The 26,669-nt window shown below is 61.4% G+C and carries 30 protein-coding genes and 1 tRNA gene; 20 read left to right on the forward strand and 11 right to left on the reverse strand.

What is annotated here, in order from left to right:
• Positions 1–8: 8 nt before the first annotated feature.
• The 3 genes from DMY87_RS06630 (at position 9) to DMY87_RS06640 (ending at position 3,238) form a co-directional block, all read left to right on the forward strand.
• Positions 9–1,064 carry a phosphotransferase gene (locus tag DMY87_RS06630; RefSeq protein ID WP_110790521.1) on the forward strand — a complete coding sequence of 352 codons (1,056 nt, stop codon included), beginning with the start codon at positions 9–11 and terminating at the stop codon, positions 1,062–1,064.
• Positions 1,061–2,395 carry an aspartate aminotransferase family protein gene (locus tag DMY87_RS06635; RefSeq protein WP_110790522.1) on the forward strand — a complete coding sequence of 445 codons (1,335 nt, stop codon included), beginning with the start codon at positions 1,061–1,063 and terminating at the stop codon, positions 2,393–2,395. The genes DMY87_RS06630 and DMY87_RS06635 overlap by 4 nt, the downstream gene beginning before the upstream one ends.
• A gap of 186 nt (positions 2,396–2,581) precedes the next feature.
• Entirely contained in the window at positions 2,582–3,238 is a 657-nt protein-coding gene (locus tag DMY87_RS06640) for a GntR family transcriptional regulator (RefSeq protein ID WP_110790523.1), read from the forward strand.
• 118 nt (positions 3,239–3,356) lie between these two features.
• Here the strand turns inward: DMY87_RS06640 and DMY87_RS06645 are convergent, their stop codons facing one another.
• The 3 genes from DMY87_RS06645 to DMY87_RS06655 form a co-directional block, all read right to left on the reverse strand.
• Positions 3,357–3,977, reverse strand: a complete 621-nt coding sequence (locus tag DMY87_RS06645; RefSeq protein ID WP_110790524.1) for a tyrosine-protein phosphatase — start codon at positions 3,975–3,977, stop codon at positions 3,357–3,359.
• A 258-nt stretch (positions 3,978–4,235) separates the two neighbouring features.
• Positions 4,236–4,673, reverse strand: a complete 438-nt coding sequence (locus DMY87_RS06650; protein WP_110790525.1) for a DUF1489 family protein — start codon at positions 4,671–4,673, stop codon at positions 4,236–4,238.
• A gap of 265 nt (positions 4,674–4,938) precedes the next feature.
• A complete protein-coding gene (locus DMY87_RS06655; protein WP_110790526.1) occupies positions 4,939–6,339 on the reverse strand; it encodes an L-serine ammonia-lyase in 1,401 nt (466 codons plus the stop codon).
• Between the two features lie 592 nt (positions 6,340–6,931).
• On the opposite strand from DMY87_RS06655, the gene DMY87_RS06660 reads away from it, so the two are divergent.
• The 3 genes from DMY87_RS06660 to DMY87_RS06670 all read left to right on the forward strand — a co-directional run bounded on the left by DMY87_RS06660 (position 6,932) and on the right by DMY87_RS06670 (position 9,239).
• Positions 6,932–7,624 (forward strand): DUF599 domain-containing protein, encoded by a 693-nt coding sequence (locus tag DMY87_RS06660; RefSeq protein WP_110790527.1) that lies wholly within the window; start codon positions 6,932–6,934, stop codon positions 7,622–7,624.
• A gap of 131 nt (positions 7,625–7,755) precedes the next feature.
• The gene (locus DMY87_RS06665) at positions 7,756–8,748 is read left to right on the forward strand and encodes a heparan-alpha-glucosaminide N-acetyltransferase (RefSeq protein WP_245408844.1); all 993 of its coding nucleotides are present in this window, start codon (positions 7,756–7,758) and stop codon (positions 8,746–8,748) included.
• Between the two features lie 14 nt (positions 8,749–8,762).
• On the forward strand, positions 8,763–9,239 hold the full coding sequence (locus DMY87_RS06670; protein WP_110790528.1) for a methyltransferase family protein: 477 nt from the start codon (positions 8,763–8,765) through the stop codon (positions 9,237–9,239).
• A gap of 30 nt (positions 9,240–9,269) precedes the next feature.
• On the opposite strand, the gene DMY87_RS06675 is transcribed toward DMY87_RS06670, so the two are convergent.
• Entirely contained in the window at positions 9,270–9,656 is a 387-nt protein-coding gene (locus DMY87_RS06675) for a MerR family transcriptional regulator (protein WP_110790529.1), read from the reverse strand.
• 67 nt (positions 9,657–9,723) lie between these two features.
• Entirely contained in the window at positions 9,724–11,136 is a 1,413-nt protein-coding gene (gene mgtE, locus DMY87_RS06680) for a magnesium transporter (protein WP_110790530.1), read from the reverse strand.
• A 186-nt stretch (positions 11,137–11,322) separates the two neighbouring features.
• Between mgtE and DMY87_RS06685 the strand changes: the two genes are divergently transcribed.
• A complete protein-coding gene (locus DMY87_RS06685; protein WP_110790531.1) occupies positions 11,323–11,817 on the forward strand; it encodes a peptide deformylase in 495 nt (164 codons plus the stop codon).
• Positions 11,818–11,889: 72 nt separating this feature from the next.
• Positions 11,890–12,390, forward strand: a complete 501-nt coding sequence (locus DMY87_RS06690; RefSeq protein WP_110790532.1) for a BON domain-containing protein — start codon at positions 11,890–11,892, stop codon at positions 12,388–12,390.
• Between the two features lie 59 nt (positions 12,391–12,449).
• On the opposite strand, the gene DMY87_RS06695 is transcribed toward DMY87_RS06690, so the two are convergent.
• A tRNA-Leu gene (locus DMY87_RS06695) sits at positions 12,450–12,534 on the reverse strand.
• 216 nt (positions 12,535–12,750) lie between these two features.
• Here DMY87_RS06695 and lipB point away from each other — a divergent pair.
• Positions 12,751–13,467 carry a lipoyl(octanoyl) transferase LipB gene (gene lipB, locus DMY87_RS06700; protein ID WP_110790985.1) on the forward strand — a complete coding sequence of 239 codons (717 nt, stop codon included), beginning with the start codon at positions 12,751–12,753 and terminating at the stop codon, positions 13,465–13,467.
• A gap of 19 nt (positions 13,468–13,486) precedes the next feature.
• On the opposite strand, the gene DMY87_RS06705 is transcribed toward lipB, so the two are convergent.
• Together DMY87_RS06705 and DMY87_RS24020 are read right to left on the reverse strand one after the other, a co-directional pair.
• The gene (locus DMY87_RS06705) at positions 13,487–13,924 is read right to left on the reverse strand and encodes a helix-turn-helix domain-containing protein (RefSeq protein ID WP_110790533.1); all 438 of its coding nucleotides are present in this window, start codon (positions 13,922–13,924) and stop codon (positions 13,487–13,489) included.
• 67 nt (positions 13,925–13,991) lie between these two features.
• A complete protein-coding gene (locus DMY87_RS24020; RefSeq protein WP_133253006.1) occupies positions 13,992–14,267 on the reverse strand; it encodes a hypothetical protein in 276 nt (91 codons plus the stop codon).
• Between DMY87_RS24020 and DMY87_RS06710 the strand changes: the two genes are divergently transcribed.
• The 11 genes from DMY87_RS06710 (at position 14,258) to DMY87_RS06760 (ending at position 22,297) form a co-directional block, all read left to right on the forward strand.
• The gene (locus tag DMY87_RS06710) at positions 14,258–15,190 is read left to right on the forward strand and encodes a DMT family transporter (RefSeq protein WP_110790534.1); all 933 of its coding nucleotides are present in this window, start codon (positions 14,258–14,260) and stop codon (positions 15,188–15,190) included. The genes DMY87_RS24020 and DMY87_RS06710 overlap by 10 nt on opposite strands.
• Positions 15,191–15,298: 108 nt before the next feature.
• Positions 15,299–16,570, forward strand: a complete 1,272-nt coding sequence (locus DMY87_RS06715; protein ID WP_110790535.1) for a zinc metalloprotease — start codon at positions 15,299–15,301, stop codon at positions 16,568–16,570.
• A 55-nt stretch (positions 16,571–16,625) separates the two neighbouring features.
• Positions 16,626–17,249 carry a GNAT family N-acetyltransferase gene (locus DMY87_RS06720; RefSeq protein ID WP_110790536.1) on the forward strand — a complete coding sequence of 208 codons (624 nt, stop codon included), beginning with the start codon at positions 16,626–16,628 and terminating at the stop codon, positions 17,247–17,249.
• A 105-nt stretch (positions 17,250–17,354) separates the two neighbouring features.
• The gene (locus DMY87_RS06725) at positions 17,355–18,482 is read left to right on the forward strand and encodes an S-(hydroxymethyl)glutathione dehydrogenase/class III alcohol dehydrogenase (RefSeq protein ID WP_110790537.1); all 1,128 of its coding nucleotides are present in this window, start codon (positions 17,355–17,357) and stop codon (positions 18,480–18,482) included.
• Positions 18,482–18,934, forward strand: a complete 453-nt coding sequence (locus DMY87_RS06730) for a GNAT family N-acetyltransferase (RefSeq protein ID WP_205908150.1) — start codon at positions 18,482–18,484, stop codon at positions 18,932–18,934. Before DMY87_RS06725 ends, DMY87_RS06730 begins: the two co-directional genes overlap by 1 nt.
• A gap of 77 nt (positions 18,935–19,011) precedes the next feature.
• Positions 19,012–19,263: a ribbon-helix-helix domain-containing protein gene (locus tag DMY87_RS06735; protein WP_110790539.1), complete on the forward strand. Its 252-nt coding sequence runs from the start codon at positions 19,012–19,014 to the stop codon at positions 19,261–19,263.
• 3 nt (positions 19,264–19,266) lie between these two features.
• The gene (locus DMY87_RS06740) at positions 19,267–19,566 is read left to right on the forward strand and encodes a type II toxin-antitoxin system RelE/ParE family toxin (RefSeq protein WP_110790540.1); all 300 of its coding nucleotides are present in this window, start codon (positions 19,267–19,269) and stop codon (positions 19,564–19,566) included.
• A gap of 4 nt (positions 19,567–19,570) precedes the next feature.
• Positions 19,571–20,017, forward strand: coding sequence for a YaiI/YqxD family protein (locus tag DMY87_RS06745; protein WP_110790541.1), 447 nt, complete (start codon positions 19,571–19,573; stop codon positions 20,015–20,017).
• A gap of 42 nt (positions 20,018–20,059) precedes the next feature.
• Positions 20,060–20,707: a DUF1345 domain-containing protein gene (locus DMY87_RS06750; protein WP_110790542.1), complete on the forward strand. Its 648-nt coding sequence runs from the start codon at positions 20,060–20,062 to the stop codon at positions 20,705–20,707.
• Between the two features lie 27 nt (positions 20,708–20,734).
• Complete coding sequence (gene fghA / locus DMY87_RS06755) at positions 20,735–21,568, forward strand: S-formylglutathione hydrolase (protein ID WP_110790543.1); 834 nt, start codon at positions 20,735–20,737, stop codon at positions 21,566–21,568.
• A gap of 222 nt (positions 21,569–21,790) precedes the next feature.
• Positions 21,791–22,297, forward strand: a complete 507-nt coding sequence (locus tag DMY87_RS06760; protein WP_110790544.1) for a hypothetical protein — start codon at positions 21,791–21,793, stop codon at positions 22,295–22,297.
• 3 nt (positions 22,298–22,300) lie between these two features.
• On the opposite strand, the gene DMY87_RS06765 is transcribed toward DMY87_RS06760, so the two are convergent.
• The 3 genes from DMY87_RS06765 to DMY87_RS06775 form a co-directional block, all read right to left on the reverse strand.
• Complete coding sequence (locus DMY87_RS06765) at positions 22,301–23,926, reverse strand: glycoside hydrolase family 43 protein (protein WP_110790545.1); 1,626 nt, start codon at positions 23,924–23,926, stop codon at positions 22,301–22,303.
• A 364-nt stretch (positions 23,927–24,290) separates the two neighbouring features.
• The gene (mgrA, locus tag DMY87_RS06770; protein ID WP_110790546.1) at positions 24,291–25,343 is read right to left on the reverse strand and encodes an L-glyceraldehyde 3-phosphate reductase; all 1,053 of its coding nucleotides are present in this window, start codon (positions 25,341–25,343) and stop codon (positions 24,291–24,293) included.
• A 170-nt stretch (positions 25,344–25,513) separates the two neighbouring features.
• Positions 25,514–26,647, reverse strand: a complete 1,134-nt coding sequence (locus DMY87_RS06775) for a Gfo/Idh/MocA family protein (protein WP_110790547.1) — start codon at positions 26,645–26,647, stop codon at positions 25,514–25,516.
• Positions 26,648–26,669 lie beyond the last annotated feature (22 nt).

The raw sequence follows: 26,669 nt of genomic DNA on the forward strand, positions 1-26,669 counted from the left end.
TACGAAACATGAATGACCTTGAGCGCGTGTTGCGTCCCAGGGACTCTCTGACAACCACATCCGTTGCGATGACCCTCGACGAAGCGGTTTCCGTCAGTTCAGAGCATTACGGCCTCAAGGTTGCCGCCAAGGCGCTCAAAAGCGAACGAGATCAGAACTTTATGCTGATGATCGATGGTCGCCCGAAATTTCTGCTCAAGGTCGCCAATGCGGCCGAAGCCCGATCCACAATCGACTTCCGCGTCGGCGCCATGCGACACCTGGAACAGGTCGCGCCCGACCTTCCGATCCAGCGGGTCATCCGCACCCTTGACGGAACAGATATTTTCCCGTGGAGCGATGTCGAGGGTCAAACACGCTTTTGCTACATGCTGAGTTATCTCGACGGCGTCCCCATGACCGGGGATGTGACAAGCGCCGAACAGCAGACCGGCCTGGGCCTGACGGCCGCGAAGATGGGCCAGGCGCTGTCCGGCTTCCGCCACCCGGGCGCCGGCCACGAATTGCTCTGGGACCTCAAACACGCGGCGAAATTGCGTGCCTATCTCCCTATGACCGAAGACCCCCTCCACCGGAGCCTCGCCTCCGACGCGCTTGATCGTTTTGAGTCGATCGCGCTCGCTCCACTCCGTCACCAGGTCATTCACAATGACCTCAATCCGCACAATGTGCTCGTCTCGCCCGAAACGGGCGCCATCGCGGGCGTGATCGATTTCGGTGACATGGTAGAGAGCCCGCTGGCCTGCGATATCGCGGTAGCGTGTTCCTATCTTTTTGCGAACGGCTCCGAACCACTTGCGCCGTTGTGCCGGTTTCTGGCCGCCTACCGGTCGGTGATGCCCCTGCGCCCAGACGAGGTTGCAGCGCTTCCTGTGCTGCTTGCAACCCGCCTGGCGATGACGGTCATCATCACAAACTGGCGCGCCTCCCAATACCCCGAAAACCGGGACTATATCTTGCGAAACCAGAAAAGCGCTGTGGCGGGTCTGCTGGCTCTCGCCGCCCTGCCCGCCGATCAGGTCGATGAGAAATTCCAGCGCGCGTCACAGGGAGAACTGGCATGAGTGGATCTCAAGCAATGATCAATGCATTCGACCCGTCGAAGGCCGAAAGGCTGGATGACCGTGACCGCGAAACCGTCGAGAAACGGGACAGGCTGCTCGGGCCTTCGTACCGCCTCTTCTACGACCAGCCATTTCACCCGGTTTCTGCGCAAGGGGTCTGGCTGCACGATGCGGAAGGTCGGCGCTTTCTCGACGCCTACAACAATGTGCCGTCCGTCGGACACTGCCACACCCGCGTGATCGAGGCCGTGACGAAGCAGATGTCGATCCTGAACACGCATACGCGTTATCTCAGTGACGGCGTTCTGGACTTTGCCGAACGGCTTCTGGATCTCTTCCCCTCAGCGCTCGACAGGGTCATGTTCACCTGCACCGGAAGCGAGGCAAATGATCTGGCCATTCGTGTCGCCAAGAGTGCCACAGGCGGCAGCGGCATCATCATCACCCGGTTGGCCTACCATGGGGTCACCGAAACGATCGCCGGCCTGTCGCCGTCTCTCGGGTCGGGCGTGCCGCCCGGTCGTGATGTCTTTGCAGTCGACGCTCCCCTTGATCCGCGGCAAGGCGGCGATGTCGCCGCAGCCTTTGCCTTGGGCGTGGAAGGTGCCCTGGCCGAGATGCGGCGCCAGGGCGTGCGCCCTGCGGCGCTTTTGGTTGACACCATCTTTTCCAGCGACGGCATATTCTCGGACCCGCCGGGCTTCCTCGCCCCGGCAGTCCAGCTGTTTCGTGAGGCGGGGGGCCTCTTCATCGCCGACGAAGTTCAGGCGGGTTTTGGCCGAACCGGCGACCGTTTCTGGGGCTTTCAGCGCCACGAACTAACCCCGGATATCGTCACGATGGGCAAGCCGATGGGAAATGGATATCCTGTCGCAGCCATGGTGTCGCGCCGCGACCTGCTGGACGATTTCGGCAAAAAGTCGCGCTACTTCAACACCTTTGGCGGCAGCAACGTCGCGATGGCCGCAGCCACGGCGGTTCTTGACATTATCCGGGATGAAGGACTGGTGGAAAACGCCAGGACAACAGGAGACCATCTCCGCAACGGGCTCATCGCCTTGTCGCAGAGCCATCCGATCATAGGTTCAGTTCGCGGCGCAGGTCTTTTCATTGGCGTCGAATTGCTTCGGGGCGGTGCCTTCGACAGGCCCGCCTCGCAGGAGACAGCGGCCGTGGTGAACGGCCTCAGGGAGCGCAACATTCTGATCAGCGCATCGGGGCCCAATGCCAATGTCTTGAAAATCCGGCCACCTCTGCCATTCGGTATTGCCGAGGCCGACCTGTTGCTCAGCACGCTTGACAGCGTCCTCCAGACCATACCAGTCGCTTAGAAAATGCGGGTTTGGGCCATGTCGATCACGGACATGCCGGCCGGAGACGATGAACGGATCGACCTGTGTCGGCCAAAGTTCTCCGGCTGGTTCGCTCCGTATGCCATGGATTGAACTCTTCGGAGTTGATGGACCGGCATCTTTAGTTCAAGTTGTCCCTCTTTTGGGTCTCGTCGGAAGAACTGAATGCTGAAACTCACCCACGAAACACTGAACGACAGGGCGTATGCCGCGCTACGGCAGGGGCTGATCTCGGGAACCTTCAATCCCGGGCAAACGCTGGTGATCCGAAAACTGGCAGACCTGTACGGGATCTCGACAACGCCGATTCGGGAGGCCTTGCAGCGGCTGGTTGCAGAGCGTGCGCTCGAGATGAAAGACAATCGCTCGATTATCGTGCCCCTGCTTTCTGACGCCGCCTTTGGCGAACTGACCGATCTCCGCATCGCGGTCGAGGGCACCGCCGGCGAAAGAGCGGCCTCTCGCATGCCGGCGGCGGGTCTGGCAGAAATTCAAGTCTTGCTGTCGGGAATGGATCGCGCCGTGAGAGCCGGTGATTCCGCGTCTTACCTGGCGATGAACGAAGCCTTTCATTTCGCCATTTACAACCATGCCAAAGCGCCGATCATGCTCAACATCATCCAGGATCTCTGGGGCCGTGTCGGGCCATACCTGAACTTGCTGATGCAATCCGATGCCTACATCCCGCAATCGAATGACGCGCATCGCAAAATCGTTGCAGCACTGGAGCAAGGCGACGGATTCGCTGTTCGAACCTACATCGAAGAGGATATTCGGATGGCTGCGGTCGTTTTGTCCGCGAAACTAAAAGAGATGGTTTGACGGCATGGATCCGTGACGCGACTTGTCGTCATGGCCGGGCCAAATCCAGGCTTTGCCGGAAAAAGACATCGGAGTGCGAACCGCAGGACTTGCCAGCTGAAAAGCGCAGATCTCCTGATCAACTGTCCAGGCCGATGACCTTTTCCAGCCTCTCCCAGGTGTCGTCCATCGCATACGCCGCGAGGAAGGGGAGATTGATGTGGCCGTAGATCGGCGAGAGCTGCCATTCGGCCACCTCCTCGTCGACACCCGCGACCTGCTGCAAAAAGATGACGGAGGCGAGACCGGTGCGATCGGCGCCGGACATGCAGTGGACGAGGATCGGCTGCTCGGCGGTCTTGAGCAAAGTCAGCAGCTCCTGGGTCCGCTCCGGCGTCAGGTCCTTGCGCGCCGACATGCCGAAATCGACATGCGTCGCGCCATGCGCTTCGGTCGCCCGCAATTCGTCGTCATACCAGCTCTTGCCCGTGCTTGCGCCGCGCAGGTTGATCACAGTCTTGATCTTGTAGCGGTCGATCTCCTCGCCCAGGCGCGCGCCAGACAGCTGGGCAGACCGGTAGAAGCGCCCTGGGATGACTTCGTGAAAATTGCCCGAGAAAATGAGAATGCCGACATAGGCGCCAAAGAGAGCGGCAGCACCGGCGACCGAAAGACCGACGCGCAACACGATCTTTTGCCAGCGCGGCCGCGGCCGCACGGATCCCTCGGCGGTCTGGCCAATATCGTCACGTCTGCCCATCAAAATCCCCAACACCCCAACAGCCTCTCCCGCGATCGGCCATGACGCTGAATTCGGACCTTTCGATGGCCGATGGCCCGACCCACTTATCTGCAAAGGCCGCCCTCAGCCGCTGCAAACGACAGCGGCCGGCAAGACGCTACAGAAGGAACACAACAGCAGTGTATCTGTCTGCGATCCCCCCCGAGGTCCTGAGACGGTAGCCCCGGAGGCTGGCGCATCACACGATGTGCCGGAGCGGACCGCGTGTGTGTGAACTCACAGCAGTCCGAGTTCGGCCAGTTCCCGCTTCAGGTCGTCGGGCATATCCTCGATATTGGCGCCCGACGCCGAGAGGTCGCGCGGGGCGACATCGGCATCGAGATAACGCCAGCCCTGGAAGGGCCGACGCGGTGCAGGCGCCACTTCGATGACCTCGGGGCCGAGGATAAGCTCGCAACGCGAGATGCCGTCGCCGCCGGTGAAGGTCTTGATGTCGAGGAGCTTCTGCCGAGCAGAGAGCTGGCCCTTGATGATCCAGTAGAGCGAACCGCCATCGAGCAATTCGTCCATGCGCTTCGGCACCATGCGGGTGACATGCGAGGAATGCGGCTCCATGCCCGCCGCAACCGCGACGAGGCAGCGTTCGGCGACCCAGTCGCGCAGGTCGTCGATGGAGTCGGCTCCGACACAGAGCTTGAGGAGATGCAATGCCATGCCCTCCGGGATAGCGGGTCTGACCTCAGGGTCAAGGGCAAGGGTGTCGCAGGCGAGCGGTGCTCAACAGTTTAGAGGGAGAAAGGGCGGCTGTTCGTCATCCTCGGGCTTGTCCCGAGGATCCGCGGAGGGCGGCCATTCGCAGGACGACGGCTGGGTATGCGACGTCCGACGTCGAGCCAGTGGCCGACGCTGTAGATCCTCGGGACAAGCCCGAGGATGACGACGGAGGCGTTTCAGGACAGGTGCAAAGCCCCTGCCCGCGTCAACACTCCACGACGTTGACGGCCAGCCCGCCGAGCGAGGTTTCCTTGTATTTCTCGTTCATGTCATTGCCGGTCTGGCGCATGGTCTCGATGGCGGCGTCGAGCGGCACGAAATGCTGGCCGTCCCCCTTCAGCGCCAGCGAGGCGGCGGTGACGGCTTTCACGGCGCCGAGCGCGTTGCGCTCGATACACGGCACCTGGACGAGGCCGGCGACCGGATCGCAGGTCATGCCGAGATGGTGCTCAAGCGCGATTTCCGCGGCATTCTCGATCTGCTCCGGCGTGCCGCCCATGACGGCGGCGAGACCGGCGGCGGCCATGGCCGAGGCCGAGCCCACCTCACCCTGACAGCCGACTTCCGCACCCGAAATCGAGGCATTGTGCTTGATGATCCCGCCGATGGCGGCGGCCGTCAGCAGGTAGTCGCGAATGCCTTGTTGATCGGCATCGGGATGGAAATGCAGATAATAGCGGATGGTGGCAGGTACGACGCCGGCCGCTCCATTGGTCGGCGAAGTCACGACACGGCCACCGGCCGCATTTTCCTCGTTGACGGCCATGGCATAGACAGACAGCCAGTCATTGGCGAGAACCGGATTGAGCCGGTTGGAGCGCCATTCCTCCTGCAGCTGGTCGTGGATCGACTTGGCGCGGCGGCGCACCTTCAACCCACCCGGAAGCTGGCCGTCCTGGCGCAGGCCCCGGTCGATGCAGCTCAGCATCGCATCCCAGATCCGGTCGAGACCGGCATCGAGTTCTTCGCGCGAGCGCACGGCTTCCTCGTTCGCCCGTTTCATCTGGGCGATGGTCAGGCCAGAGGATGCGGCCATGGCCAGCATTTCCTTCGCCGAAGCGAAGGGATAGGGCACCTTCTGGCTCGACGCCTGCTTCTTCTGCTTCTGCAGGGCCAGCAATTCGGTGTCCGTCACCACGAAACCGCCGCCGATCGAATAGTAGATCTGGGTGAGCAGGACGCGGCCGTCCTTGTCGAGCGCCGAGAGCCGCATGCCGTTGGCATGGCCGGAGAGCGGCGTCTTCTTGTCGTAGACGAGATCGTCTTTCGGCTGGAAGTGATAGGCGGGATGGCCTGATGGCGTGACGCGGCCTGAACGTTCGACCTCGGCGATGATGCCGTCCATGCGATCGGGATCGATGCTGTCGGGCGCCTCCCCCATCAGCCCGATGATCACCGCATTGCCGGTTCCGTGGCCAATGCCGGTATAGGCAAGCGAGCCGTGCAGGCTGGCTTTCAGCGCCGCCACATGGGCACCCGCCGGGCGCGGCCACTGGTCGGAGAGGATCAGGTCGAGAAACCGGTTGGCGGCCGTCATCGGACCCATGGTGTGGGAACTCGAGGGGCCGACGCCGATCTTGAACACGTCGAAAACCGAAAGAAACATGGGGCTCCTCGCATGCGGTCATGAAAGCGCAAAGGCTAGAGCATCGCCTAGCACGAATGCGCCTTGCAATCGACATCGGCTTTCATGGCCGCGACATGACTGAGATGGTGTCGGTGGTCCTCAAACGCAAACAGCGCGACCGAGACGATCGCGCTGTTTGGGATTCTTGCATGCGAGGTATCAGATGCTGCCGAACAGATAGGCCAGGCAAAGAACGCCGGCGAACCCCATCAGAGCACGAAATGTGACACCCCAACACGACTTCTGGAAACTGCTTTCCATGGAAACTCCAGATGAAGCCACGTGGTGTTTAAAGCCGTCCCCCGACCGCTTTATGGCCCATCATCTATTAAAATTCGGCCGGCTTCGCAACTGCAAAAATGGCAAAAGCATGGCGCATATTGCGACCCAGGCATGCGCTGTGCGCATGGATATGTGATATTTCAATGGGATAACGCTGCCAAATGTTAACAGCAACACGCCCCACCCCGCCCCAATTCGGTCCAAAGCCTTGGGCCTTGGTTAATTTCCGTTGTGGACTGGGAGAAGGACGGGATAATGCCGCCTACGATCAGAAAGGGGATTCGTTTCCATGACCGTCGCCGACTATGCCGCCTTGGCGCTGTTTGCCCTGCTGTGGATCTCCTATTCCTGGATCACCGGCAGCCGACGCATCCTGTCGCGCACCAGCCTGACCAAAGCCATGGCAGAGCGGCGACAGGAATGGATCCTCAATTCGCTTAACCGCGACCTGAAAATGATCGACACACAGATCATGGGCGGATTGCAGAACGGCACGGCATTTTTCGCCTCGACCACCATCTTCGCCATTGGCGGCTGCTTTGCCCTGCTGCGCGCGACCGAACAGGTGGACGCGATCCTCAAGGACATCCCCTTCATCATGCAGGGCGGTCGGGCGATCTTCGAACTCAAGGTCTGCGGTCTGATCGCGCTCTTTGCCTATTCCTTCTTCAAGTTCGGCTGGTCCTACCGGCTGTTCAACTATTGCACCATTCTATTCGGTGCGATCCCGATGGCGGAAGAGGCCCGCCAGCATCCCGCCCGCGCGCGCGCCGCAGCAGAACGCACCATCCGGATGAACATCATCGCAGCCAGCCATTTCAACATGGGACTGCGGGCGATCTTCTACTCGATCGGTTATCTCGGCTGGTTCGTCAGCCCGTGGATCTTCATGCTGTCATCGGCCACCGTCTTTGTCGTGCTGATCAGACGCCAGTTCTTCTCCGAGGCTCGCCTCGCGCTGCTGGCCGACCCAGCCGATTGAGAGGGTAAGCCTGCTGGGGAGAACGGGGACAATGGCTTTGCGGCCATGAAATCGCCGCCTTTGGCGATGAGGCACCGCCTCGAACGCAGCCCGCATCAGACGCGGCGACCGACGACCAGAGAGGATGACGCGTGCCAGACAGCATTCCGGACAACGCCACTCCAGCCTCGGACAGCCCTCGCCCGAAGCATCGCTTGCTCTGGCTCGACGCCTTGCGTGGTCTGGCGCTCATCGCCATGGCGACCTATCACTTCAGCTGGGATCTTGAATTCTTCGGCTATCTGGCGCCGGGCACATCGACCGAAGGCTTCTTGCGGATCTACGCCCGCTCGATCGCTTCGACATTCCTCTTTCTGGCGGGCTTCAGCCTGGTGCTTGCCCATTATCCAACGCTGCGGCTGAACGCTTTCCTGCGCCGCTTCGCGGTCATCCTCGGTGCGGCTCTCGCGATTTCCGCAGCCACTTTTTGGTTCACGCCGGAGGGATGGATTTTCTTCGGCATCCTGCATTGCATCGCGCTCGCAAGCCTTATCGGGCTCTTGTTCCTGAGACTTCCGGTGATCGTGACACTGCTTGTCGCAGGGGCAGCACTGCTGCTGCCGGGTTTCTTCCGGTCGACAGCCTTCGACACACCGTTCCTCTGGTTTGCAGGCTTGTCGGAGAATTTGCCGCGTTCGAATGATTATGTCCCGCTCTTTCCCTGGATCGGGGCGCTGCTGATCGGGATTGCGATTGCCCGTCTGCTGGTCGATCAGGGCCTGCTGCCGCGCCTGTCGCGCCTGCCGGATGGTCCCGCCTGGCTGCGTTGGGCCGGTCGGCATTCGCTGACCGTCTATCTGCTGCACCAGCCGGTGCTGATCGCATTGGTCTTTGCTGCGAGCCACATCATTCCGCCGCCGGCGCCGGATCCGATCGAATCCTATATCGGCAGCTGCGAACCAGCCTGCCGGCAACAGGGCAACACGGCTGCCATCTGCCAGGCCTTCTGCGCCTGCACACTGGACAAGCTGCAGAGCCAGAACCTCCTCGATCCGCTCCAGTCTGGCGCAATCTTGCCGGATCAGGATGAACGTATCCTGGCACTGGCCTCCGAATGCACGGCCAAGGTCCAGACCACACCGTGACGGGGAAATTCATCATGAATGCCTACCGTGCGAAACCACTACGTTATCCCTGGCCGCCGCTGATCTACGGCGCCGCCATCGCCCTGGCCCTGGCCGCAGACCGGCTGGTGGCACCGATGCCACTCGTCGCGCCCAACCCGGTGCTTCTGCCGATCATCGGTTTCGCCTTGGCGCTGCTGGCCGTCAGCCTCGACATCTGGGCGGTGAAGACGCTGATGGAGCGACAGACGGCGGTGCTCGGCACGGGCTGTGCCCGTCACCTGGTCACCTGCGGGCCGTTCCGCTTCTCGCGCAATCCGATCTATCTCGGATATACGCTGCTGACGCTGTCGCTCGGCCTGATCATCTCCAGCGCCTGGTTCCTGCCCGCAGCCCTTATCGCGGCAATGACGGCACAATGGTCGATCATCCGTTGCGAGGAACAGCACCTCGAACAACGCTTCGGTTTCGACTACGAGTGTTATTGCAAGCGGACGCGCCGCTGGATCTGACGCACACGCGTCAGCATCCGGTCGCCAGGGTCAGGTGCCGACGCCGATTTCGACAAGCCGCGTCAGACACGCTTCTTCGGCCTGGTCGAGTTCGGTCAGGGTTTCGTCGATGTCGCGGCGCTTCTGACGCAGGTCTTCGCGCTTCTCATCGATCTTCTTCATCATCAGCTTGAGCTGACCGATCTCGCCGGGCGGCTCCTTGTAGACGTGGACGATCTCGCGGATTTCGTTGATCGTGAAGCCGATACGTCGGCCACGCAGGATTTCCTGCAGCAGGCGCCGGTCGGCGGCCCGGTAGAGACGCGTGCGGCCGCGCCGCTCCGGATGAATGAGACCTTCGTCTTCGTAGAAGCGGAGCGTGCGCGTGGAAACGCCGAATTCCCGTGTCAGTTCTGTAATGCTATAATACTTCTTCACGTCTCGTCCGTCCCTATGCGAGGGGACATATTATTGACTTTTACGTACAAGTCAATTTTAGCCGTGGTTACATGAACCACCAGGTGGCCAGACCAAGGAACGAGAAGAAGCCCGTGGTGTCCGTGATGGCCGTGACGAAGACCGCTGAAGACACGGCCGGATCCGCGCCGGCGCGGCTCAGGATCATCGGGATCGTGATGCCGGCCATGGCGGCTGCGAACATATTGATGAGCATAGCCGTGGTGATCAGCCCGCCGATCGAGACGTCCTGAAACCAGAGACCCGCGACCAGGCCGACCGTACAGCCGAACAGGATGCCGTTGATCAGACCGACACCCGCTTCGCGGCGCACGACGCGAAACGCGTTGTGAATGTCGAGATCGCGGGTGGCAAGCGCCCTGACGGTGACGGTCATGGTCTGCGAGCCGGCATTGCCCCCCATGCCGGCGACAATCGGCATCAGGATCGCAAGGGCGACGATCTGCTCGATGGTCGCCTCGAACAGCGAGATGACCGAGGCCGCCATGAAGGCCGTGACAAGGTTGATGGCAAGCCATGGCACGCGCGAACGCGAGATCGCGAACACGCTGTCCGACAGCTCTTCGTCACCGACGCCACCGAGGCGCAGCAAGTCTTCCTCCGCCTCTTCCTGGATCACGTCGACCACGTCGTCGATGGTGAGTACGCCGACGAGGCGTTCGTTTTCATCAACGACCGCAGCTGACAGAAGGTCGTATTGCTCGAAGACCTGCGCCGCCTCCTCCTGGTCCATTTCGGCCGGGATCGGGTGGTTCGTCTCGTGCATGATCGACTCGATCTTCACCTGCCGCTTGGTGCGCAGGATGGCATCGAGCTTTACCGCCCCGAGCAGCTTGAAGGTCGGATCGATGACGAAGATCTGGGTAAAACTCTCCGGCAGATCCTCTTCGTCGCGCATGTAGTCGATCGTCTGGCCGACCGTCCAGAACGGTGGCACCGCGACGAATTCCGTCTGCATGCGGCGACCGGCGGAGCTTTCCGGATAGTCGAGCGCACGGCGCAGGCGCACCCGCTCGGTAAACGGCAGCTGCGCGAGGATCTCTTCCCGGTCCTCGTCGTCGAGGTCTTCGAGAATGTAGACGGCATCGTCCGAATCGAGATCGCCGATGGCAGCGGCGATCTGCTCGTTCGGCATCTGGTCGACGATCTGCATGCGGATCGCTTCGTCGACCTCGGTCAGCGCCGTCATGTCGAAATCGTCGCCGAGCAGGCGGATCATCGCCAGACGCTGGTCCGGCTGGATCGCCTCGATCAGGTCACCGAGTTCCGATTCGTGCAGCTTCGACACGTGCTGCCGCAGAAACAGCACGTCGCGATCGGCAATTGCCGCTCCGACCATCGTCAGGAAGTCGTGACGGATATAGCCTTCGTCGTCATAAATGTCGGCCTGGACCTCATCGGCCACCGGGCGGTCGAGGATATCCCCTTCGGTCTCAGTCATCTGCCCGCCCTCGCCTGCTTTGAAGCCTCGGTTCGCCGTTCGGGAGAATGGCGGCAAAAATACTCATGTCAACAATCAGATAGCCGAAAGACGCAATGCCTGTGCAAAGCCCGCCGCTTGCTGATAGCGTGAGACATGCAGCCGGTCCAGCCGACCGGGCAGAGCCAACCGCCGAAAGCCTGAAACGTGACATTGCTCGCCATCCGCAGATATCCCGACCCCGCCCTCAAGACGCCCTGCGCCCCTGTCACGACCTTCGATGAAGCGTTGACAGCGAAGCTCGACGATCTCTACCAAACGATGAAAGCAGCCCCGGGCGTCGGCATCACGGCGGCCCATTGCGGCATGTTCGACCGCCTCGTGGTGCTCGACCTGCCGGAGCTCGGCGGACGGCGCGATTTCGTCAATCCGGAGATCCTGCAGGCGTCCGAGGAGACCATGACCCATGTCGAAGGCAGCGTTTCCATGCCGGGCTTCACCGAAGAGGTGACTCGCCCGCGCCGGATTACGCTGCGCTACCAGACGGCCGACGGGAGCCTGCTCACCGAGAACTTCGACGGATTTGCCGCCATCTGCCTGCAGCACGAAGTCGACCAGTTGAACGGCATCTTCTGGATCCAGCGGCTGTCCCGCATGAAACGCGAGCGCCTGCTAAAGAAATGGGACAAGGCCGGCCGCTGAGCCTCGCCTCCAAGCGAACAAAACTCCGGCCAAGGCGTTGACCTGCATCTTTGATGATGAAGGAGCCATTCCATGGCCAAGGACGACCGCAAGACCAATTTTTCCACCGAAGAAGAATTCCGCGACGACGATCAGCGCAATATCGTTGACGGCTGGCCTTATGCCGACGGCGAAGGCGCAACAGCCGCTCCCGTTGGCAATCGCGGCTATGGCGAGACGAGCGCCAATTTCGATCAGGAGCGCAATGGTGGCTTTCGCGTCGACGAGGTCAATGCAGACGGTTTCGAACCGCAGCCGGCAAATCCGGTGCTCCCCACCACGGATGGCCGCGAGGACGACGACCAGCTCGAATCGGATATCGCCACCGCCCTGGAAACCTTCGACGACGATCTCCTCAACGGCCTCGACATCCATGTCGACGGCCACACCGTCACGCTTCTCGGCGCCGTCGACACACCGGAGGAAAGCCGCGCGATCGAGCTCAAGGTGCTCGGCGTCGCAGGTGTGAGCAAAGTGAAGAACTTCATCACGACGCTCGGCGTGGATAGCCACATTCCTGACGACGGGGATTGAGGGATCGAAGCAAAATGCTGAGCAAAAACAAAAAACCCGACGCAAGCGCCGGGTTTTTTTGGTGCGGTCGAGAAGACTCGAACTTCCACGGGTTGCCCCACAGCGACCTCAACGCTGCGCGTCTACCAATTCCGCCACGACCGCATCGTGGTAGTTGCCGAATTGCTCCGGCGGGGGTGCATGTAGCAAAAGGATTCCGGGTCCACAAGCCCGCCATGACAGATTTTTGAAAATTCGTCAGGGGCGGTGGATAACCCCAGGGAGGGCGCTGGTCAGACACCCTTGAACTGCCGGCTGTTTCTTGCCAAGTAAAAGGAAAACAAGGCTTTTCGCCCTTTGTCCGTGAAGGCGGGTTTTCCCATGCAGCGCACCGAGCTCGACCACCACATGTTCGCCCGCGAGGGCTGTCCCCCCATTCGCTGGCGGGTGTCGGATGGACTCGTGGCTTACGAGGACGCGGTCGCGGAGATGGAGCGGCAGGTGGGCTTGATCGCGGATGGACAGGCCGACGAACTGGTCTGGCTGGTCGAACACCCCCCGCTTTATACGGCTGGCACCAGTGCCGATGCGAAGGATCTCATCGAGCCGGATCGGTTTCCGGTCTTCGCGACCGGTCGGGGCGGCGAATACACCTATCACGGCCCGGGTCAGCGGGTGGCCTATGTCATGCTCGACCTCAAGCGCCGGCGCCAGGACGTGCGCGCTTATGTGGCCGCGCTGGAGGAAGTGGTCATCCGCACGCTGGACAGCATGAATGTCCGGGGCGAACGCCGCGAGGATCGTGTCGGCGTCTGGGTGCGCCGGCCGGAGCGCCCCCTGCTTCCCGATGGCAGCATGGCCGAAGACAAGATCGCAGCGCTCGGAATCCGCCTGCGCAAATGGGTGAGCTTCCACGGCCTGTCGATCAATGTCGAGCCGGATCTCACCCATTTTACCGGGATCGTGCCCTGCGGGATATCTGCCTATGGCGTCACGAGCCTTGTCGATCTCGGCCTGCCGGTCATGATGGCTGATGTCGATATGCGGCTCCGCGAAGCCTTCGAAGAGGTTTTTGGACCGACAGTCTCGGCCGACTGAAAGGAGAGGTTCGGCGGCGTCAGGCCCTGCCCATCATCGGACCATCAAGATTGCGCTGCGCAGCCTCGCCTCCATTCTTCGCCTCGTACCGGTCGATCTGTCGGCTGATGTCGCCGATCAGCCTGCCGCATTCCTGATGGGCATCCGTCAGCCTCTGCAATTGCATGCGCAGTGCCTCAAGCGGCAGGTCCGCGCTTTCCTCGATCGGACCGGCGCCGAGGCCGGTCATCAGCCACATCGGCGAGACGCCGAGGATGCCGGCGAGATCAATCAGTTTGGACGGGCGTGGTTCGGCCCGGTCGGCCTCCCAGGAGAGCAGGCTTTCCTTGCGCACGCCGACCCGATTGGCGACATCGGCGAGTGATAGGCCGGCTGTGTCGCGTGCCATAGACAGGCGCCCACCGAGTGTGTCGTCACTGCAATCGGTCATGCGGGCGAAATTCCTGCGGGCGCTCATCGGCCATCTCCTCTTCGGTCGCAAGGCCCGCCGGGGTGGCCGTCGGCCCTCACTTTCGCATCCCAATTCAAGGATACGCCAGAATTGAAGGTCCAACCGCCGTCGGCGCGCCACGGATATGCGTGAAACCGGCGTCGGACGGGTCTCCGGCGACGATCGCAAAGGGGCGGAAACGAACAACTGTGAAAAAAGTTCCCGAGAATTTCCAGCGGAAGCATCTTTTTTCCCGCAGGCCGAAACCCAGGGCGATCGCCTTGAACGCAAAGGCGGCTTGTGCTTGGTGGCCTCTGCGTGCTTCGGCACCCCATCCACCAGCCATATTGAAGGCCCGCCATGCAGCCATCACCGTCCAATCCCGTGCGCGGCATGGTCCTGATGGCCAACTGCATGCTGATCCTGCCAATCATGGATGCAATCGCCAAATACATGGCGAATGTCGAGGGCATGTCGCCGGGTCAGATCACCTTCTATCGCTTCTTCTTCCAGATGGTGTCGGTGCTGCCGCTGCTGGTGCTGCTTTATGGACCGGGAGCCCTCTCTGCCAGACGGCCATGGATCAACCTGTTGCGCGGCGCGATCCACGGGGCCGCCAGCCTGATGTTCTTCATGGCGGTCAAATACATGCCCCTGGCGGATGTCTTCGCCATCTATTTCGTCGAACCCTTCATCCTGACCGCACTCTCGGCCGTGTTCTTGAAAGAAAAAGTCGGCTGGCGGCGGTGGACGGCGATCGCCGTCGGTTTCGGGGGCGCAATGATCGTCATCCAGCCGAGCTACCAGATCTTTGGCCTGACGGCCTTGCTGCCGGTTGCCTGTGCCTTCCTCTACGCGCTCTACATGTTCTTGAACCGCGCCATCGGCGAGGCGGATTCACCGATGACCATGCAAACCATGGCGGGCATCGGCGGCACCGTGTTCATGGGCCTCGCGATGATGGTGGGATCGCGTGTGGGCGATGTCGATTTCGTAGCGTCCCTGCCGGCCTCGCCGCTTGCCTGGATCCTGCTGATCCTGCTCGGCACGATATCGGGCTATATCCATCTGCTGGTCGTGCGGGCCTTCCGTCTGGCGCCGCTGTCGGTGCTCGCGCCCTTCCAGTATTTCGAGATCATCGCCGCCGTGATTCTCGGTTACGTGCTGTTCGGTGAATTTCCGACGCTCTCCAAATGGCTGGGGATTCTGATCATCGTCGGGTCAGGGCTCTTCATCCTGTGGCGAGAGCAAAAGCGCGCTGCCGATGCCATCGCGATCGCCCCCAGTTCCTGATCGGCCAGATCCAGAAGAAACCCCTAATATTTGAACGAATATCTACACCGGTTTCTAACGCGGTGCCCCTAGATTGAGCCTTCCTTCAAACAATCGGGAGACCGGAATTTGGCGACGCACCAGGCCGCAGTGTTTTTGCTTGCCGTCAATCTGGGCCTCCTCTGGCTCCTGATGGCGGCTCCGCTCGGCCGTCGAACCCTGCGTGTGCGCCAGACGATCCGTGAACGTGCCGAAGACGTGTGGAACATCACCCGGCCGGCCGGCGATCTCGCGTCCTGGCATCCAAGTGTGATTTCCGTCTCCCCTGTCGAGGGTCATCCAGACCTCGTCGAATTCGCCTATCGCCATCCCGACCGCCACGGTCGTCCGAGCCGTCGCACCATGGCCGTCGACCGTGCCTCGATGACGGCAGGCGGCAGCTTTTCCTGCGAGCTCAGGGTCGTCGCAGACAGCACGCTCGATCAGACCTTCTGGGACGGGTTCAGCGAGAGGCGCCTGGTCGAGCGGACAGCCGCCGGCAGTCTGGTGACCGTCGAACAGACGGATACCTATCGCGGCCTCGCCTTCTATCTCTTCCGCTATTTGCTGCTGCGCCGGGAACTGGCGGCCCTGCGCGACCATGTGGAGGGACGCCAGGGTTCAGCACTTGCGCATCTCGAACATCCGCTCTGGCAGACGCTGCTGGTCGTTCTCTCGACGCTGCTGCTCTGGCCCTTCTTCGGCCTGACCATGACCGGGCTGATGATGTCGACCTTCCTCACGCTCGTCATCGTGCTGCACGAACTCGGTCACATGATCGCTTATCGCGCCTTCGGCCATCCGAGCGCCCGCATGATCTTCGTGCCGCTTCTTGGAGGCGTTGCCGTCGGCGGCCGGCCTTATAACACGCTGTTCGAGGTGGCGACCTGCGCTCTCATGGGCGCCGGCGTCTCCGGCTTCCTCGTCCCGGTCCTCGTGGCAGCACACCAATCGGTCCTCGGATTGCCCCATGCGGCCGGGACGGAAGGGCCGATCCTCGTTTTCCTGGTCATTCTCGGCGCTTTCAACCTGCTGAACCTCCTGCCCACATATCGCTTCGACGGCGGTCAGGTTCTGCGCCAGGTCTTCGAGAACCAGACCATGCTGGCGCTGGCGAGCTTCGGCGTCACTGGCGTGATCTTGTGGACCGGCTGGCGGATCGGGCTGCCGCCCTCGACCCTGGTCATCGGACTTGTCGTCTTCACGCTGCTCAGCCTCATCAGAACGAAGGGCGCCAAACCCAGGGACGAACTGGTGCCCATGACGCCGGCAGAGCGGCTGATGACCGGCTTCGGCTACTATGCGGCGCTTGCCATGCACGCCTATGCGGTGATCTATGCCTGCGAGCGCCTGTTCGGCTGATCCATGAGCGATGACAAAGGCTTGACAGGCCTGCGCGGCCCCGGTCCTATGGGGCATGCACAGTGAAAATCCTCCCCTGCCGCTCGGCTACTCCGCCCTGCCCCCCGGCACCATCGCCAATGTCGTGACCTGCCTCGACATGCGCGCGCCGCCGACCCTGTCCGAGACATCAGGGCCACCGGACATGACGCTGGTGCGCTGGACCGACGTCGCACTCGATACCTATCGCGACCTGTATCGCGCGGTCGGCGAAGACTGGATGTGGGTCTCGCGTCTGCTGATGAGCGACGACGAATTGCGAAGCAAACTGAACGAACCGGGCCGGGAGATCTACGCCGCCTGCAAGCATGGACGCCCCGCCGGCCTGCTGGAACTGGATTTCAGCAATCAGGGCGAATGTGAACTGGTGTTTTTCGGCCTCGTGCCGGAGGCGATCGGAAAAGGGGCCGGTCGCTGGCTGATGAACGAGGCACTGGCAAAAGCCTGGGAAAAGCCGATCACCCGCTTGTGGCTGCACACCTGCCACTTCGACCATCCGGCCGCGATCGACTTCTACCGCCGCTCCGGTTTTACCCCCTACGCCACCTTTGTCGAGGTGACCGAAGACCCGCGCCTGACCGGCAAGATGCGCCGCGATGCGGCCAGACACGTACCCCTCATTGAAACGAGACCCGGCTGAAAGGCTGAAAAATCAGACTATTAACAAAAGCCGGCCTGCCCCCTTGAGCCTGGGAGCATGGCCGTGCAAGACTCTGTGTCGACAAATCAAACAGGGAGAAACACCATGGACGTTCGCGCCGCTGTTGCCACCCAGGCTGGCAAGCCGCTGGAAGTCATGACCGTGCAGCTGGAGGGCCCGCGCGCGGGCGAAGTGCTGATCGAGGTAAAGGCCACAGGCATCTGTCACACGGATGATTTCACCCTCTCGGGCGCCGATCCGGAGGGCCTCTTTCCGGCAATCCTCGGTCATGAGGGTGCGGGTATCGTGGTCGATGTCGGCCCGGGCGTCACCTCGGTGAAGAAGGGCGACCATGTCATTCCGCTCTACACGCCGGAATGCCGCGAATGTTATTCCTGCACCTCGCGCAAGACCAATCTCTGCACCTCGATTCGATCAACCCAGGGCCAGGGCGTGATGCCGGATGGGACGAGCCGCTTCTCGATCGGCAAGGACAAGATCCACCATTACATGGGCTGCTCGACCTTCTCGAACTTCACCGTTCTGCCGGAAATTGCGGTTGCCAAGGTCAACCCGGACGCACCCTTCGACAAGATCTGCTACATCGGCTGCGGTGTCACGACCGGCATCGGTGCCGTCATCAACACGGCCAAGGTCGAGATCGGCTCGACGGCCATCGTCTTCGGCCTCGGCGGCATTGGTCTGAACGTGCTTCAGGGGCTGCGGCTTGCCGGTGCCGACATGATCATCGGCGTCGACATCAACCCGGATCGCAAGGCCTGGGGCGAAAAATTCGGCATGACGCATTTTGTCAACCCGAAGGAAGTCGGTGACGACATCGTGCCCTATCTCGTCAACCTGACCAAGCGCGGCAACGACCTGATCGGCGGCGCCGATTACACCTTCGACTGCACCGGCAATACCAAGGTGATGCGCCAGGCGCTCGAAAGCTCGCATCGCGGCTGGGGCAAGTCCGTCATCATCGGCGTCGCCGGTGCCGGCCAGGAAATCTCGACGCGCCCCTTCCAGCTGGTCACCGGCCGCAACTGGATGGGCACCGCCTTTGGCGGCGCGCGCGGCCGCACCGACGTGCCGAAGATCGTCGACTGGTACATGGAAGGCAAGATCCAGATCGACCCAATGATCACCCACACCATGCCGCTCGAAGACATCAACAAGGGCTTTGAGCTGATGCACAAGGGCGAGAGCATCAGGGGCGTCGTGGTCTATTGATGTCTGTGCCTTACACGGTCGACGTGCGAAGGATGGACGCGTTCTCCGCCGTCGACCTCTATGCCATGCTGAAGCTGCGCGTCGACGTCTTTGTCGTCGAGCAGCACTGCCCGTATCCGGAGCTGGATGGCAACGATATCGACTGCCTGCATCTGAGGCTGCTGGATGGCGATGACCTGCTGGCCTGCGCACGGCTCTGGCGCCCCAAGCCGGAGCATCATCCCCGCATCGGCCGTGTCGCGGTGTCACCGAACCACCGAGGCAAGCGACTGGGCGAAGCCTTGATGCGCGAGGCGATTTCCGAGGTCGAGAAGCGCTATCCCGGCGAGCCGATGGAGATCTCGGCGCAAAGCCATCTGCAGAAGTTCTACGGGTCGCTCGACTTCGAGGTTATTTCGGAGGAATATCTGGAGGATGGCATTCCGCATGTGGATATGCTCAGGCGGGGATAGGTTTACGCCGGGATCCAGCTCTGTGGCTGGTGGCGGCAAAACCTGCTACACTTGCCCCACCGCCAGGAGTTGATGCCATGAAGCATGACCGAATTGTGTTGGATGATAGACAAGCAGCCCTGGTTAAGCGACTGGTCCAATCGGGTCGTTTCAGTTCAACGACCGATGTCATCGGCTACAGCCTTGACCTGCTTGAACAACGCGAGGCGGACGGTGCCCAGTTTCTCTCTGATCTGGAACACGAAGCGGCTCGCGGACTCGAAAGTGGTCCCGCAGTTGCGATGGAATCTGCCGAAGATCTGATCGCAGCATTTCGGAAGCGGCGGTAAGCCATGGCTCTGATCCTACGGCGGCCACTCTTCGTCGAGGACCTTTATGCCACCTGGGCTTTCATCGCATCTGATAACGAACACGCAGCCGATCGCCTTCTATCCGAACTTGAGGACTGCTGCCGGTTGCTGGCTGAGCGTCCGCATCTCGGGAGCAGGCGATTCAACCGCTATCCGTCCATGCGCCTCTTCCCCTTCCGCCGATACCTGATTATCTACCAGCCGCTCGACACCGGTGACGGCATCGAACTCATCCGTCTCCTGCATGCGGCGCGAGACTATCGCAGATTCTTTGACGACTGATCCCATGCCCGAAATCTATGTCGATGCCGATGCCTGCCCGGTGAAGCCGGAAATCCTGAAGGTCGCCGAGCGGCATGACCTGCCGGTGACCTTCGTCGCCAATTCGGGTTTGCGTCCCTCGCGCGATCCGATGGTGAAGAACGTCATCGTCTCCGGCGCCTTCGATGCCGCCGATGACTGGATCGCCGAGCGCTGCGGCGAAGGCGATATCGTGGTCACCTCAGACGTGCCGCTGGCCGGGCGCTGTGTGGCCGCTGGTGCACAGGTGACCGGGCCGACGGGGCGGATCTTCGACAAGGCCAATATCGGCATGGCAACCGCCATGCGCGATCTCGGAGCCCACTTGCGCGAGACCGGCGAGAGCAAGGGCTATAACGCCGCCTTCTCGCCGCGTGACCGCTCGGCTTTCCTGGAAACGCTTGACAGGCTCTGCCGCCGGATCAAGAAGTAGACCCTCTCCCTGGGCGGGCCGGCAGCGTGGCGCTTTGAAAACATGATGAATTCCGTTCTCGATCATCGCTACCGCTCTTTCATGGTGGCCGGCGCCGTGGCACTCGCCGCCCTGCCCTTCGTCGTGGTCTACGAACCATCGGTGACGATCGAATTGCCGGCGATCCTCTTCTTTACGGTCTATCTGGCGCTGTCCTTCCTGCGGCTTCGTCGGCTCACGCCCGCCTATCTGAAACAGCGGGCCGACGTGGCCGATGCACCGGCCTTCGTCATTCTCGGTGTGACCACGCTCGCGATCGTCGCGGCGATCGGGGCGCTGTTCCTGGCGCTCAATCGCGCGGAGAAGCCCGGCATATCGGAACTGGCTCTGGCGGTCGCAGCCGTCGTGCTCGGCTGGTTGACGATCCACACCATGGCGGCCATGCATTACGCCCATGTCTATTGGCGACCGCATCGCCGCACGCCGGCGGCCCATCGCGGCGGCCTGGAATTTCCGCAGACGCCCGAGCCCTGTGGCCATGACTTTCTCTACTTTTCGCTGGTCATCGGCATGACGGCGCAGACCTCCGACGTCGTGATCACCTCGACCTCGATGCGCAAGCTGAACCTCGTGCACGCGACGACCTCCTATTTCTTCAACACAGTGCTGGTGGCCGCCGCCGTCAATGCAGCCGTATCGCTGGCCGGCTGACCCATTCCCAAGACAAGGAAGCTTTCCATGAACATCCTTTCCCAGAACACCGCCTTTGGCGGCATGCAGGGCGTCTTCTCGCACCAGTCGCAAGCGACCGGCACCGAGATGACCTTCGCCGTCTTCGTGCCGCCCCAGGCGATCACCGAGAAGCGGCCGGTGCTCTGGTATCTCTCGGGGCTCACCTGCAGCCATGCCAATGTGATGGAAAAGGGCGAATACCGCCGTTTGGCGGCCGAACTCGGCCTGATCGTGGTTTGCCCGGATACCAGCCCACGCGGCAATGACGTGCCGGACGAACTGACCAACTGGAAGATGGGCAAGGGTGCGGGCATGTATCTCAATGCCACCGAAAAGCCCTGGGCAGAGCATTTCCAGATGTATTCCTACATCACGGAAGAGCTGCCGGACCTGATCGCCGAACAGTTTCGCGCCGACATGGACCGCCAGGGCATTTTCGGCCACTCCATGGGCGGCCATGGCGCGATGACGATTGCGCTGAAGAACCCGCAGCGCTTCAAGAGCTGCTCGGCCTTTGCCCCGATCGTCAATCCGCTGACCGCCGACTGGACGCAGGATGCGTTCGAGAAATATCTCGGCGCTGACCGGACGAAATGGCGCGAATACGACGCATGCGCGCTGGTCGAGGACGGCGCGCGTTTCCCGGAGTTCCTGATCGATCAGGGCAAGGCCGACAGTTTTCTCGAAACCGGGCTCGCGCCGTGGAAGTTCGAAGAGGCGGTGAAGGGCACGGACATCAGCCTGACGCTGCGCATGCACGAGCGTTACGACCACTCCTACTACTTCATTTCGACCTTCATGGATGATCATTTGAAGTGGCATGCGGCGCGGCTTGGGTAAAACCGCATTCACCCCTGCAATTCAGTCGAACTAGAGAGTTCTGACAGGAGCCAAATGCATGGACGTACTGTGGTTCTTAAAAGAGAGAACTAAATTTATTCTTCGCTTTTACGACGAGGCCTCAAAGCCATTCGAGCAAAAAAAGAAAACATCGAGAACGGTGCCGCGCCATACATTCCGTACTACAGCGAGGACGGAGAGCCTCAGTACCTTGAAGAGTGGATGGATGCAGACACGTCAGTAGATGTCTTGGGAAGTCTGTGCATTTCGATGCTATCTGAGTCCCTAAAGCTCTATCTAAATACCTGGGACAAAATCATTGGTACAAGATGCGGTGCGCAGTTGAGCGCCGAATTTCGGAATCAGGGTTTTATCGCAGGTTTCAAGACCTGTTTCGGACACTATCTGCGCTTGGACTGGGATGAATGTCCCTCCGATTTTGCCATCCTCGAACAAATTGTCTTGGCCCGCAATGACGCGCAACATGCAAGTCGCATCGACGAAATGCGGCCCACGCTTTCAGATAAATGGAAACAGAAGCATCCCCGACCAATTTTCATAAGTGATTATGAGCGGGATATCTTTTCAGAGAACGATTCAGAGGTCACCTGGAACGACCCCTGCTTAATTGTCTCGCGTGAGAATCTTGAGACGGCTATTGGCCAAGTTAACCTACTTGCAGAATGGCTGGAGCCCAAATTGCACGACTTCAAACATAGGCCACGATGATATCTACTGGATCACTTTTCCTTGTCCCCGCCGATAGACGAACCGCTCGAAATCCGCCGGTCGGCCCTGTCCCGTGATGTCGAAGCAGAACATGCCGGCAAACGCCCCGGTAAACGAGCCGTGTTCGCCGAAACCGCCTTCGTCGGAGACGACGCCGGCGTCGAGCACGGGTCCGATGGCCTGCCATGCGCCTTCGCCTGCGGCCCGCCAGAAAAACTGCAGGTCGTTGTCGGTGATCTCCATGGCAAGATCGATGGCGCCGTCGGGGATCGGCTGGCCCATGCCAACAGGGAAGGTGAGATCGCCGGAGGGATAATTGCCCGGGCAGGACAGGATGATCAGCGAGCGGCCGAGCTTCTCGTCGGTCGAAATCCCGAGCGCATGGAACTTGTAGCGGTTGTAGTAATGCGTCAGACCCGCGACCTGCTGATAGGTTTCGGGCGAAAACTCGAGCCGCGTCTCGGCGCGAAAACGGTGATGTTCCTGGCGGCGGGCGACCAGCGACTGTTCGAACCAGGAGCCGATGCTTTCGCGACCGAAGAGGCGCAGGCGCCCTGCCCGCTCGGTCAGGCTGAACAGGCGCTCGGGCTGCGGCGTGCGCAGCCACTGGAATTCGGATGGTAAGTCGGGACTATCGAAGGTCCTGACGATCTCGACGGGTTCCTCGCGCTTGATGGCGCCGTTGGGTGCCGGCACCTCGACGGCTGGCACGACGCCGCCCTGTTCGAGATAGAGCCAGCCGTCTTGCCTCCAGACGCATTTCTGCAGGCCCGTTTCGCGGCCGAGCGTGCAGCGGCGCTTCGGCGCCATGGGGCGGCCGCAGAGATAGGTGTGGTAGACCTGGCCGTCAGGCGTCTCGACATACTGGCCGTGGCCAGCGCGTTGCAGCACGGCCTCCGGATTGTCCTTCGAGGTGATGAGATGCGTGGCAGGGTGCATCTCGTAAGGGCCGTCGATCGAGCGGGAGCGCGCCATGGTGACGACATGGTCGTAGCCGGTGCCGCCCTCGGCGGTGGTCAAGTAGTACCAGCCATTGCGCTTGAAGAGATGTGGGCCTTCGACCAGGCCCTGTTTGCTGCCCTCGAAGATGTTCTTGATCGGGCCAGTGAGACGCTTCGTCTTCGGGTCCCATTCCTGCAGGAGAATGCCGTCGAACTTGGCATGGCCGATGGTGTTGCGCGCTTCGGGACGGTGGTTCCACTGCATGTTGAGGAACCACTTTCGCCCGTCGTCATCATGGAAGAGCGAGGGGTCGAAGCCGGAGGAATTGACATAGATCGGATCGGACCAGGGGCCCTCGATCGAAGGCGCCGTGACGATGTAGTTGTGCGCGTCTTTGAACGAGCCGTCGAAGCGTTTGACGTCGGTATAGACGAGCCAGAAGAGGCCATCGGCATAGGAGAGGCACGGCGCCCAGACGCCACCGCTGTCAGGATTGCCGCGCATGTCGAGCTGGCTCGCGCGGTTGAGCGGGCGGGTGACAAGCGCCCAGTTCACGAGGTCGCGCGAATGGTGGATCTGCACGCCTGGGAACCATTCGAAGGTGGAGGTGGCGATGTAATAGTCGTCGCCCACGCGGCAGATCGACGGATCCGGATTGAAGCCCGGCAGGATGGGGTTGATGATCATGGCGTGTGGTTTCTCCTCCGCAGTTGCCTCTCCCCCTGCGGGAGAGCAAGAAAAATCAGGGTTTTAGCCGAAGGCTCAAGCCCTAGATTTTTCAGGAGAGGGGTTGCCTGACTGACAAGCCCCTCTCTTGGGATTTCCAGCACTTAGCTGACGCTAAGCTGCTGAAATCCCGTTCTCTCCCTCAAGGGGGAGATTAGTCGCTGGCCGCTGTGTCCACCTCCCCCTTGAGGGGGGAGGTTGCCGCGAAGCGGCGGGTGGGGGTGATCCATGCGAGTTCCACGTCAGCCTATGACGCGAAACTCCTACACCTCACCCCACCCCGGAGCTGCGCTCCGACCCTCCCCCTCAAGGGCAGGGTGTTTCTTCACTTCTTCTTCCGTGGCGGGCCCTTGCGCTCGGCGGACGCTGCCCAGAGGTTGATGTCGGCATCCCTGGCGAAGACGTCGATTTCGGCGAGCTCTTCCGCCGTGAAATCGGGCGTCTCGATCGCCTTGACGCAATCCTCGACCTGGCTCGGCTTGGATGCGCCGATCAGAGCGGTGGTGATATGGCCCCCGCGCAGGACCCAGGACAGCGCCATCTGCGCCAGCGTCTGGCCGCGCTTCTCGGCGATGCGGTTGAGGCCACGGATATTTTCGATATTGCGATCGTTGAGGAAGCCCGGATCGAGCGACTTGTCCTGCGCCGCACGCGTGCCCTCGGGGATGCCGTTCAGATACTTGGACGTGAGCATGCCCTGCGCCAGCGGCGAAAAGACGATCGAGCCGACGCCGAGGTCTTCGAGCGTGTCGATCAGGCCGTCCTCCTCGATCCAGCGATTGATCATCGAATAGCTGGGCTGGTGGATGAGAAGCGGCGTGCCCAGGCTTTTGAGGATGGCATGGGCCTCGCGGGTGCGCTTGGAATTGTAGGAGGAAATGCCAACATACTGCGCCCTGCCTGAGCGTACGATGTGATCGAGCGCACCGCAGGTTTCCTCGAGCGGCGTGTCAGGGTCGAAGCGGTGGGAATAGAAGATGTCGACATAATCGAGACCCATGCGCTTCAGGCTCTGGTCGCAGGAGGCGATCAGATATTTGCGGCTACCCCATTCGCCATAAGGGCCGGGCCACATGTTGTAGCCGGCCTTGGACGAGATGATCAGTTCGTCACGAAGCCCATGGAAATCGGTCTTCAGGATCTCGCCGAAGGCTTCCTCGGCGGAGCCTGCCGGCGGGCCGTAATTGTTGGCCAGATCGAAATGGGTGATACCGAGATCGAAGGCTTTGCGGCAGATCGCCAGCTTGGTCTGGTGCGGCGTGTCATTGCCGAAATTGTGCCAGAGGCCGAGCGAAATCGCCGGCAGCTTCAGCCCGCTCTTGCCGCAGCGATTATAGGTCATCCGCTCATAGCGGTTTTCGGCGGGGGTATAGGTCATGGATGGTTCTCTCCCAGAAGGTCATGGTCGCATGATTGCCCCTCATCCCCCTACCGGGACCTTCTCCCCGCAGGCGGGGAGAAGGGGGCAAGACGCCGACCGCACTGGCCTTCTCCCCGTTTAACGGGGAGAAGGTGGCGGTAGCCGGATGAGGGGCTAAGACACGAACCTTATCTAAGCAGAGCCTGCGCTTCGTCGATACCCAGAGCCGCCGGTTGGGTGCAGGTTGTCGACAATGTCACGAATTCACCCGTCTCGCCGGACTTGAGGATCGACACCATCACATCGACGCCGTGCAGGGTGCGATCGAGCGAGCAGCGGGCATCGCGACCTTCGAGGATCGCGACCGCCATGTCGGCAAGGCCGGCCGTGCGGTAGTTGGCGCGCGGCCCTTGCGGGCTTTCCTGGTTGTTGCGACCGAAGGGATGGTCCCAGGCTTCGAGCGGCTGGATATCCTTGTTGCGGCCGGAGGCCTCCACGACGCCGCCGAAGAAGTTCGGATCGGGCACGTAGAGCGAGCCTTCGGTGCCGTAGAGTTCGGTATTGGCGTGGCGATGGCTCCAGACATCCCAGCTGGCGGATAGCGTGATGGTCGCTCCGTTCTGGAATTCGAGGAGTGCATGGATGTTGGTCGGTGTCTTGACCGGGATCACTTCGCCACTGCGCGGCTGGCTGGTGATCGTGCGTGTCTCGTTGGCCATTGAGGTCAGAGCTGCAACCCGCTTCACCGGACCGATCAGGTTGATCAGGTTGGCGATGTAATAGGGGCCGAGATCAAGGATCGGGCCGCCGCCGGGCAGGAAGAAGAAGTCCGGATTCGGATGCCACATCTCCATGCCGGGGCTCATCACGTGGCAGGTGCCTGACGTCACGCGGCCGATGCCGCCCTTGTCGATATAGGCACGCGCCAGCTGATGGGCGCCGCCGAGAAAGGTGTCCGGCGCGCAGCCGACCGACAGCCCCTTGGCCTTGGCGATGGCCCGCAGGTCTTCGCCCTGTTCGAGCGAGAGAACCAGCGGCTTTTCCGAATAGACGTGTTTGCCCGCTTCCAGGATGCGCTTGGAGACCGGATAATGCGCGTCCGGGATCGTCAGGTTGACGACGATGTCGACCTCGTCATTGGCGAGCAACTCGTCAATCGTCTGCGCCTTGACGCCATATTCCTCGGCGCGCAGCTGCGCCGCATTCATGTTGATATCTGCGCAGGCGACGACCTTCAAACCGCGAAACAGCGGCGCCAGCGAGAAGTAGGTGGTGGAAATATTGCCGCATCCGATGATGCCGACGCCGAGTTCGCGTGCCATGGAAATGTCCTGCTTGCTGCGA

Source organism: Peteryoungia wuzhouensis (assembly GCF_003205195.1).
GTDB lineage: Bacteria > Pseudomonadota > Alphaproteobacteria > Rhizobiales > Rhizobiaceae > Allorhizobium > Allorhizobium wuzhouense.

Coding starts and splice junctions, on each gene's coding strand:
- DMY87_RS06630 (WP_110790521.1), top strand. CDS start 9: ATGAATGACCTTGAGCGCGTGTTGCGTCCCAGGGACTCTCTGACAACC.
- DMY87_RS06635 (WP_110790522.1), top strand. CDS start 1,061: ATGAGTGGATCTCAAGCAATGATCAATGCATTCGACCCGTCGAAGGCC.
- DMY87_RS06640 (WP_110790523.1), top strand. CDS start 2,582: ATGCTGAAACTCACCCACGAAACACTGAACGACAGGGCGTATGCCGCG.
- DMY87_RS06645 (WP_110790524.1), bottom strand. CDS start 3,977: ATGGGCAGACGTGACGATATTGGCCAGACCGCCGAGGGATCCGTGCGG.
- DMY87_RS06650 (WP_110790525.1), bottom strand. CDS start 4,673: ATGGCATTGCATCTCCTCAAGCTCTGTGTCGGAGCCGACTCCATCGAC.
- DMY87_RS06655 (WP_110790526.1), bottom strand. CDS start 6,339: ATGTTTCTTTCGGTTTTCGACGTGTTCAAGATCGGCGTCGGCCCCTCG.
- DMY87_RS06660 (WP_110790527.1), top strand. CDS start 6,932: ATGACCGTCGCCGACTATGCCGCCTTGGCGCTGTTTGCCCTGCTGTGG.
- DMY87_RS06670 (WP_110790528.1), top strand. CDS start 8,763: ATGAATGCCTACCGTGCGAAACCACTACGTTATCCCTGGCCGCCGCTG.
- mgtE (WP_110790530.1), bottom strand. CDS start 11,136: ATGACTGAGACCGAAGGGGATATCCTCGACCGCCCGGTGGCCGATGAG.
- DMY87_RS06690 (WP_110790532.1), top strand. CDS start 11,890: ATGGCCAAGGACGACCGCAAGACCAATTTTTCCACCGAAGAAGAATTC.
- lipB (WP_110790985.1), top strand. CDS start 12,751: ATGCAGCGCACCGAGCTCGACCACCACATGTTCGCCCGCGAGGGCTGT.
- DMY87_RS06705 (WP_110790533.1), bottom strand. CDS start 13,924: ATGAGCGCCCGCAGGAATTTCGCCCGCATGACCGATTGCAGTGACGAC.
- DMY87_RS06710 (WP_110790534.1), top strand. CDS start 14,258: ATGCAGCCATCACCGTCCAATCCCGTGCGCGGCATGGTCCTGATGGCC.
- DMY87_RS24020 (WP_133253006.1), bottom strand. CDS start 14,267: ATGGCTGCATGGCGGGCCTTCAATATGGCTGGTGGATGGGGTGCCGAA.
- DMY87_RS06720 (WP_110790536.1), top strand. CDS start 16,626: ATGCACAGTGAAAATCCTCCCCTGCCGCTCGGCTACTCCGCCCTGCCC.
- DMY87_RS06725 (WP_110790537.1), top strand. CDS start 17,355: ATGGACGTTCGCGCCGCTGTTGCCACCCAGGCTGGCAAGCCGCTGGAA.
- DMY87_RS06730 (WP_205908150.1), top strand. CDS start 18,482: ATGTCTGTGCCTTACACGGTCGACGTGCGAAGGATGGACGCGTTCTCC.
- DMY87_RS06735 (WP_110790539.1), top strand. CDS start 19,012: ATGAAGCATGACCGAATTGTGTTGGATGATAGACAAGCAGCCCTGGTT.
- DMY87_RS06740 (WP_110790540.1), top strand. CDS start 19,267: ATGGCTCTGATCCTACGGCGGCCACTCTTCGTCGAGGACCTTTATGCC.
- DMY87_RS06745 (WP_110790541.1), top strand. CDS start 19,571: ATGCCCGAAATCTATGTCGATGCCGATGCCTGCCCGGTGAAGCCGGAA.
- DMY87_RS06750 (WP_110790542.1), top strand. CDS start 20,060: ATGATGAATTCCGTTCTCGATCATCGCTACCGCTCTTTCATGGTGGCC.
- fghA (WP_110790543.1), top strand. CDS start 20,735: ATGAACATCCTTTCCCAGAACACCGCCTTTGGCGGCATGCAGGGCGTC.
- DMY87_RS06760 (WP_110790544.1), top strand. CDS start 21,791: ATGGATGCAGACACGTCAGTAGATGTCTTGGGAAGTCTGTGCATTTCG.
- DMY87_RS06765 (WP_110790545.1), bottom strand. CDS start 23,926: ATGATCATCAACCCCATCCTGCCGGGCTTCAATCCGGATCCGTCGATC.
- mgrA (WP_110790546.1), bottom strand. CDS start 25,343: ATGACCTATACCCCCGCCGAAAACCGCTATGAGCGGATGACCTATAAT.
- DMY87_RS06775 (WP_110790547.1), bottom strand. CDS start 26,647: ATGGCACGCGAACTCGGCGTCGGCATCATCGGATGCGGCAATATTTCC.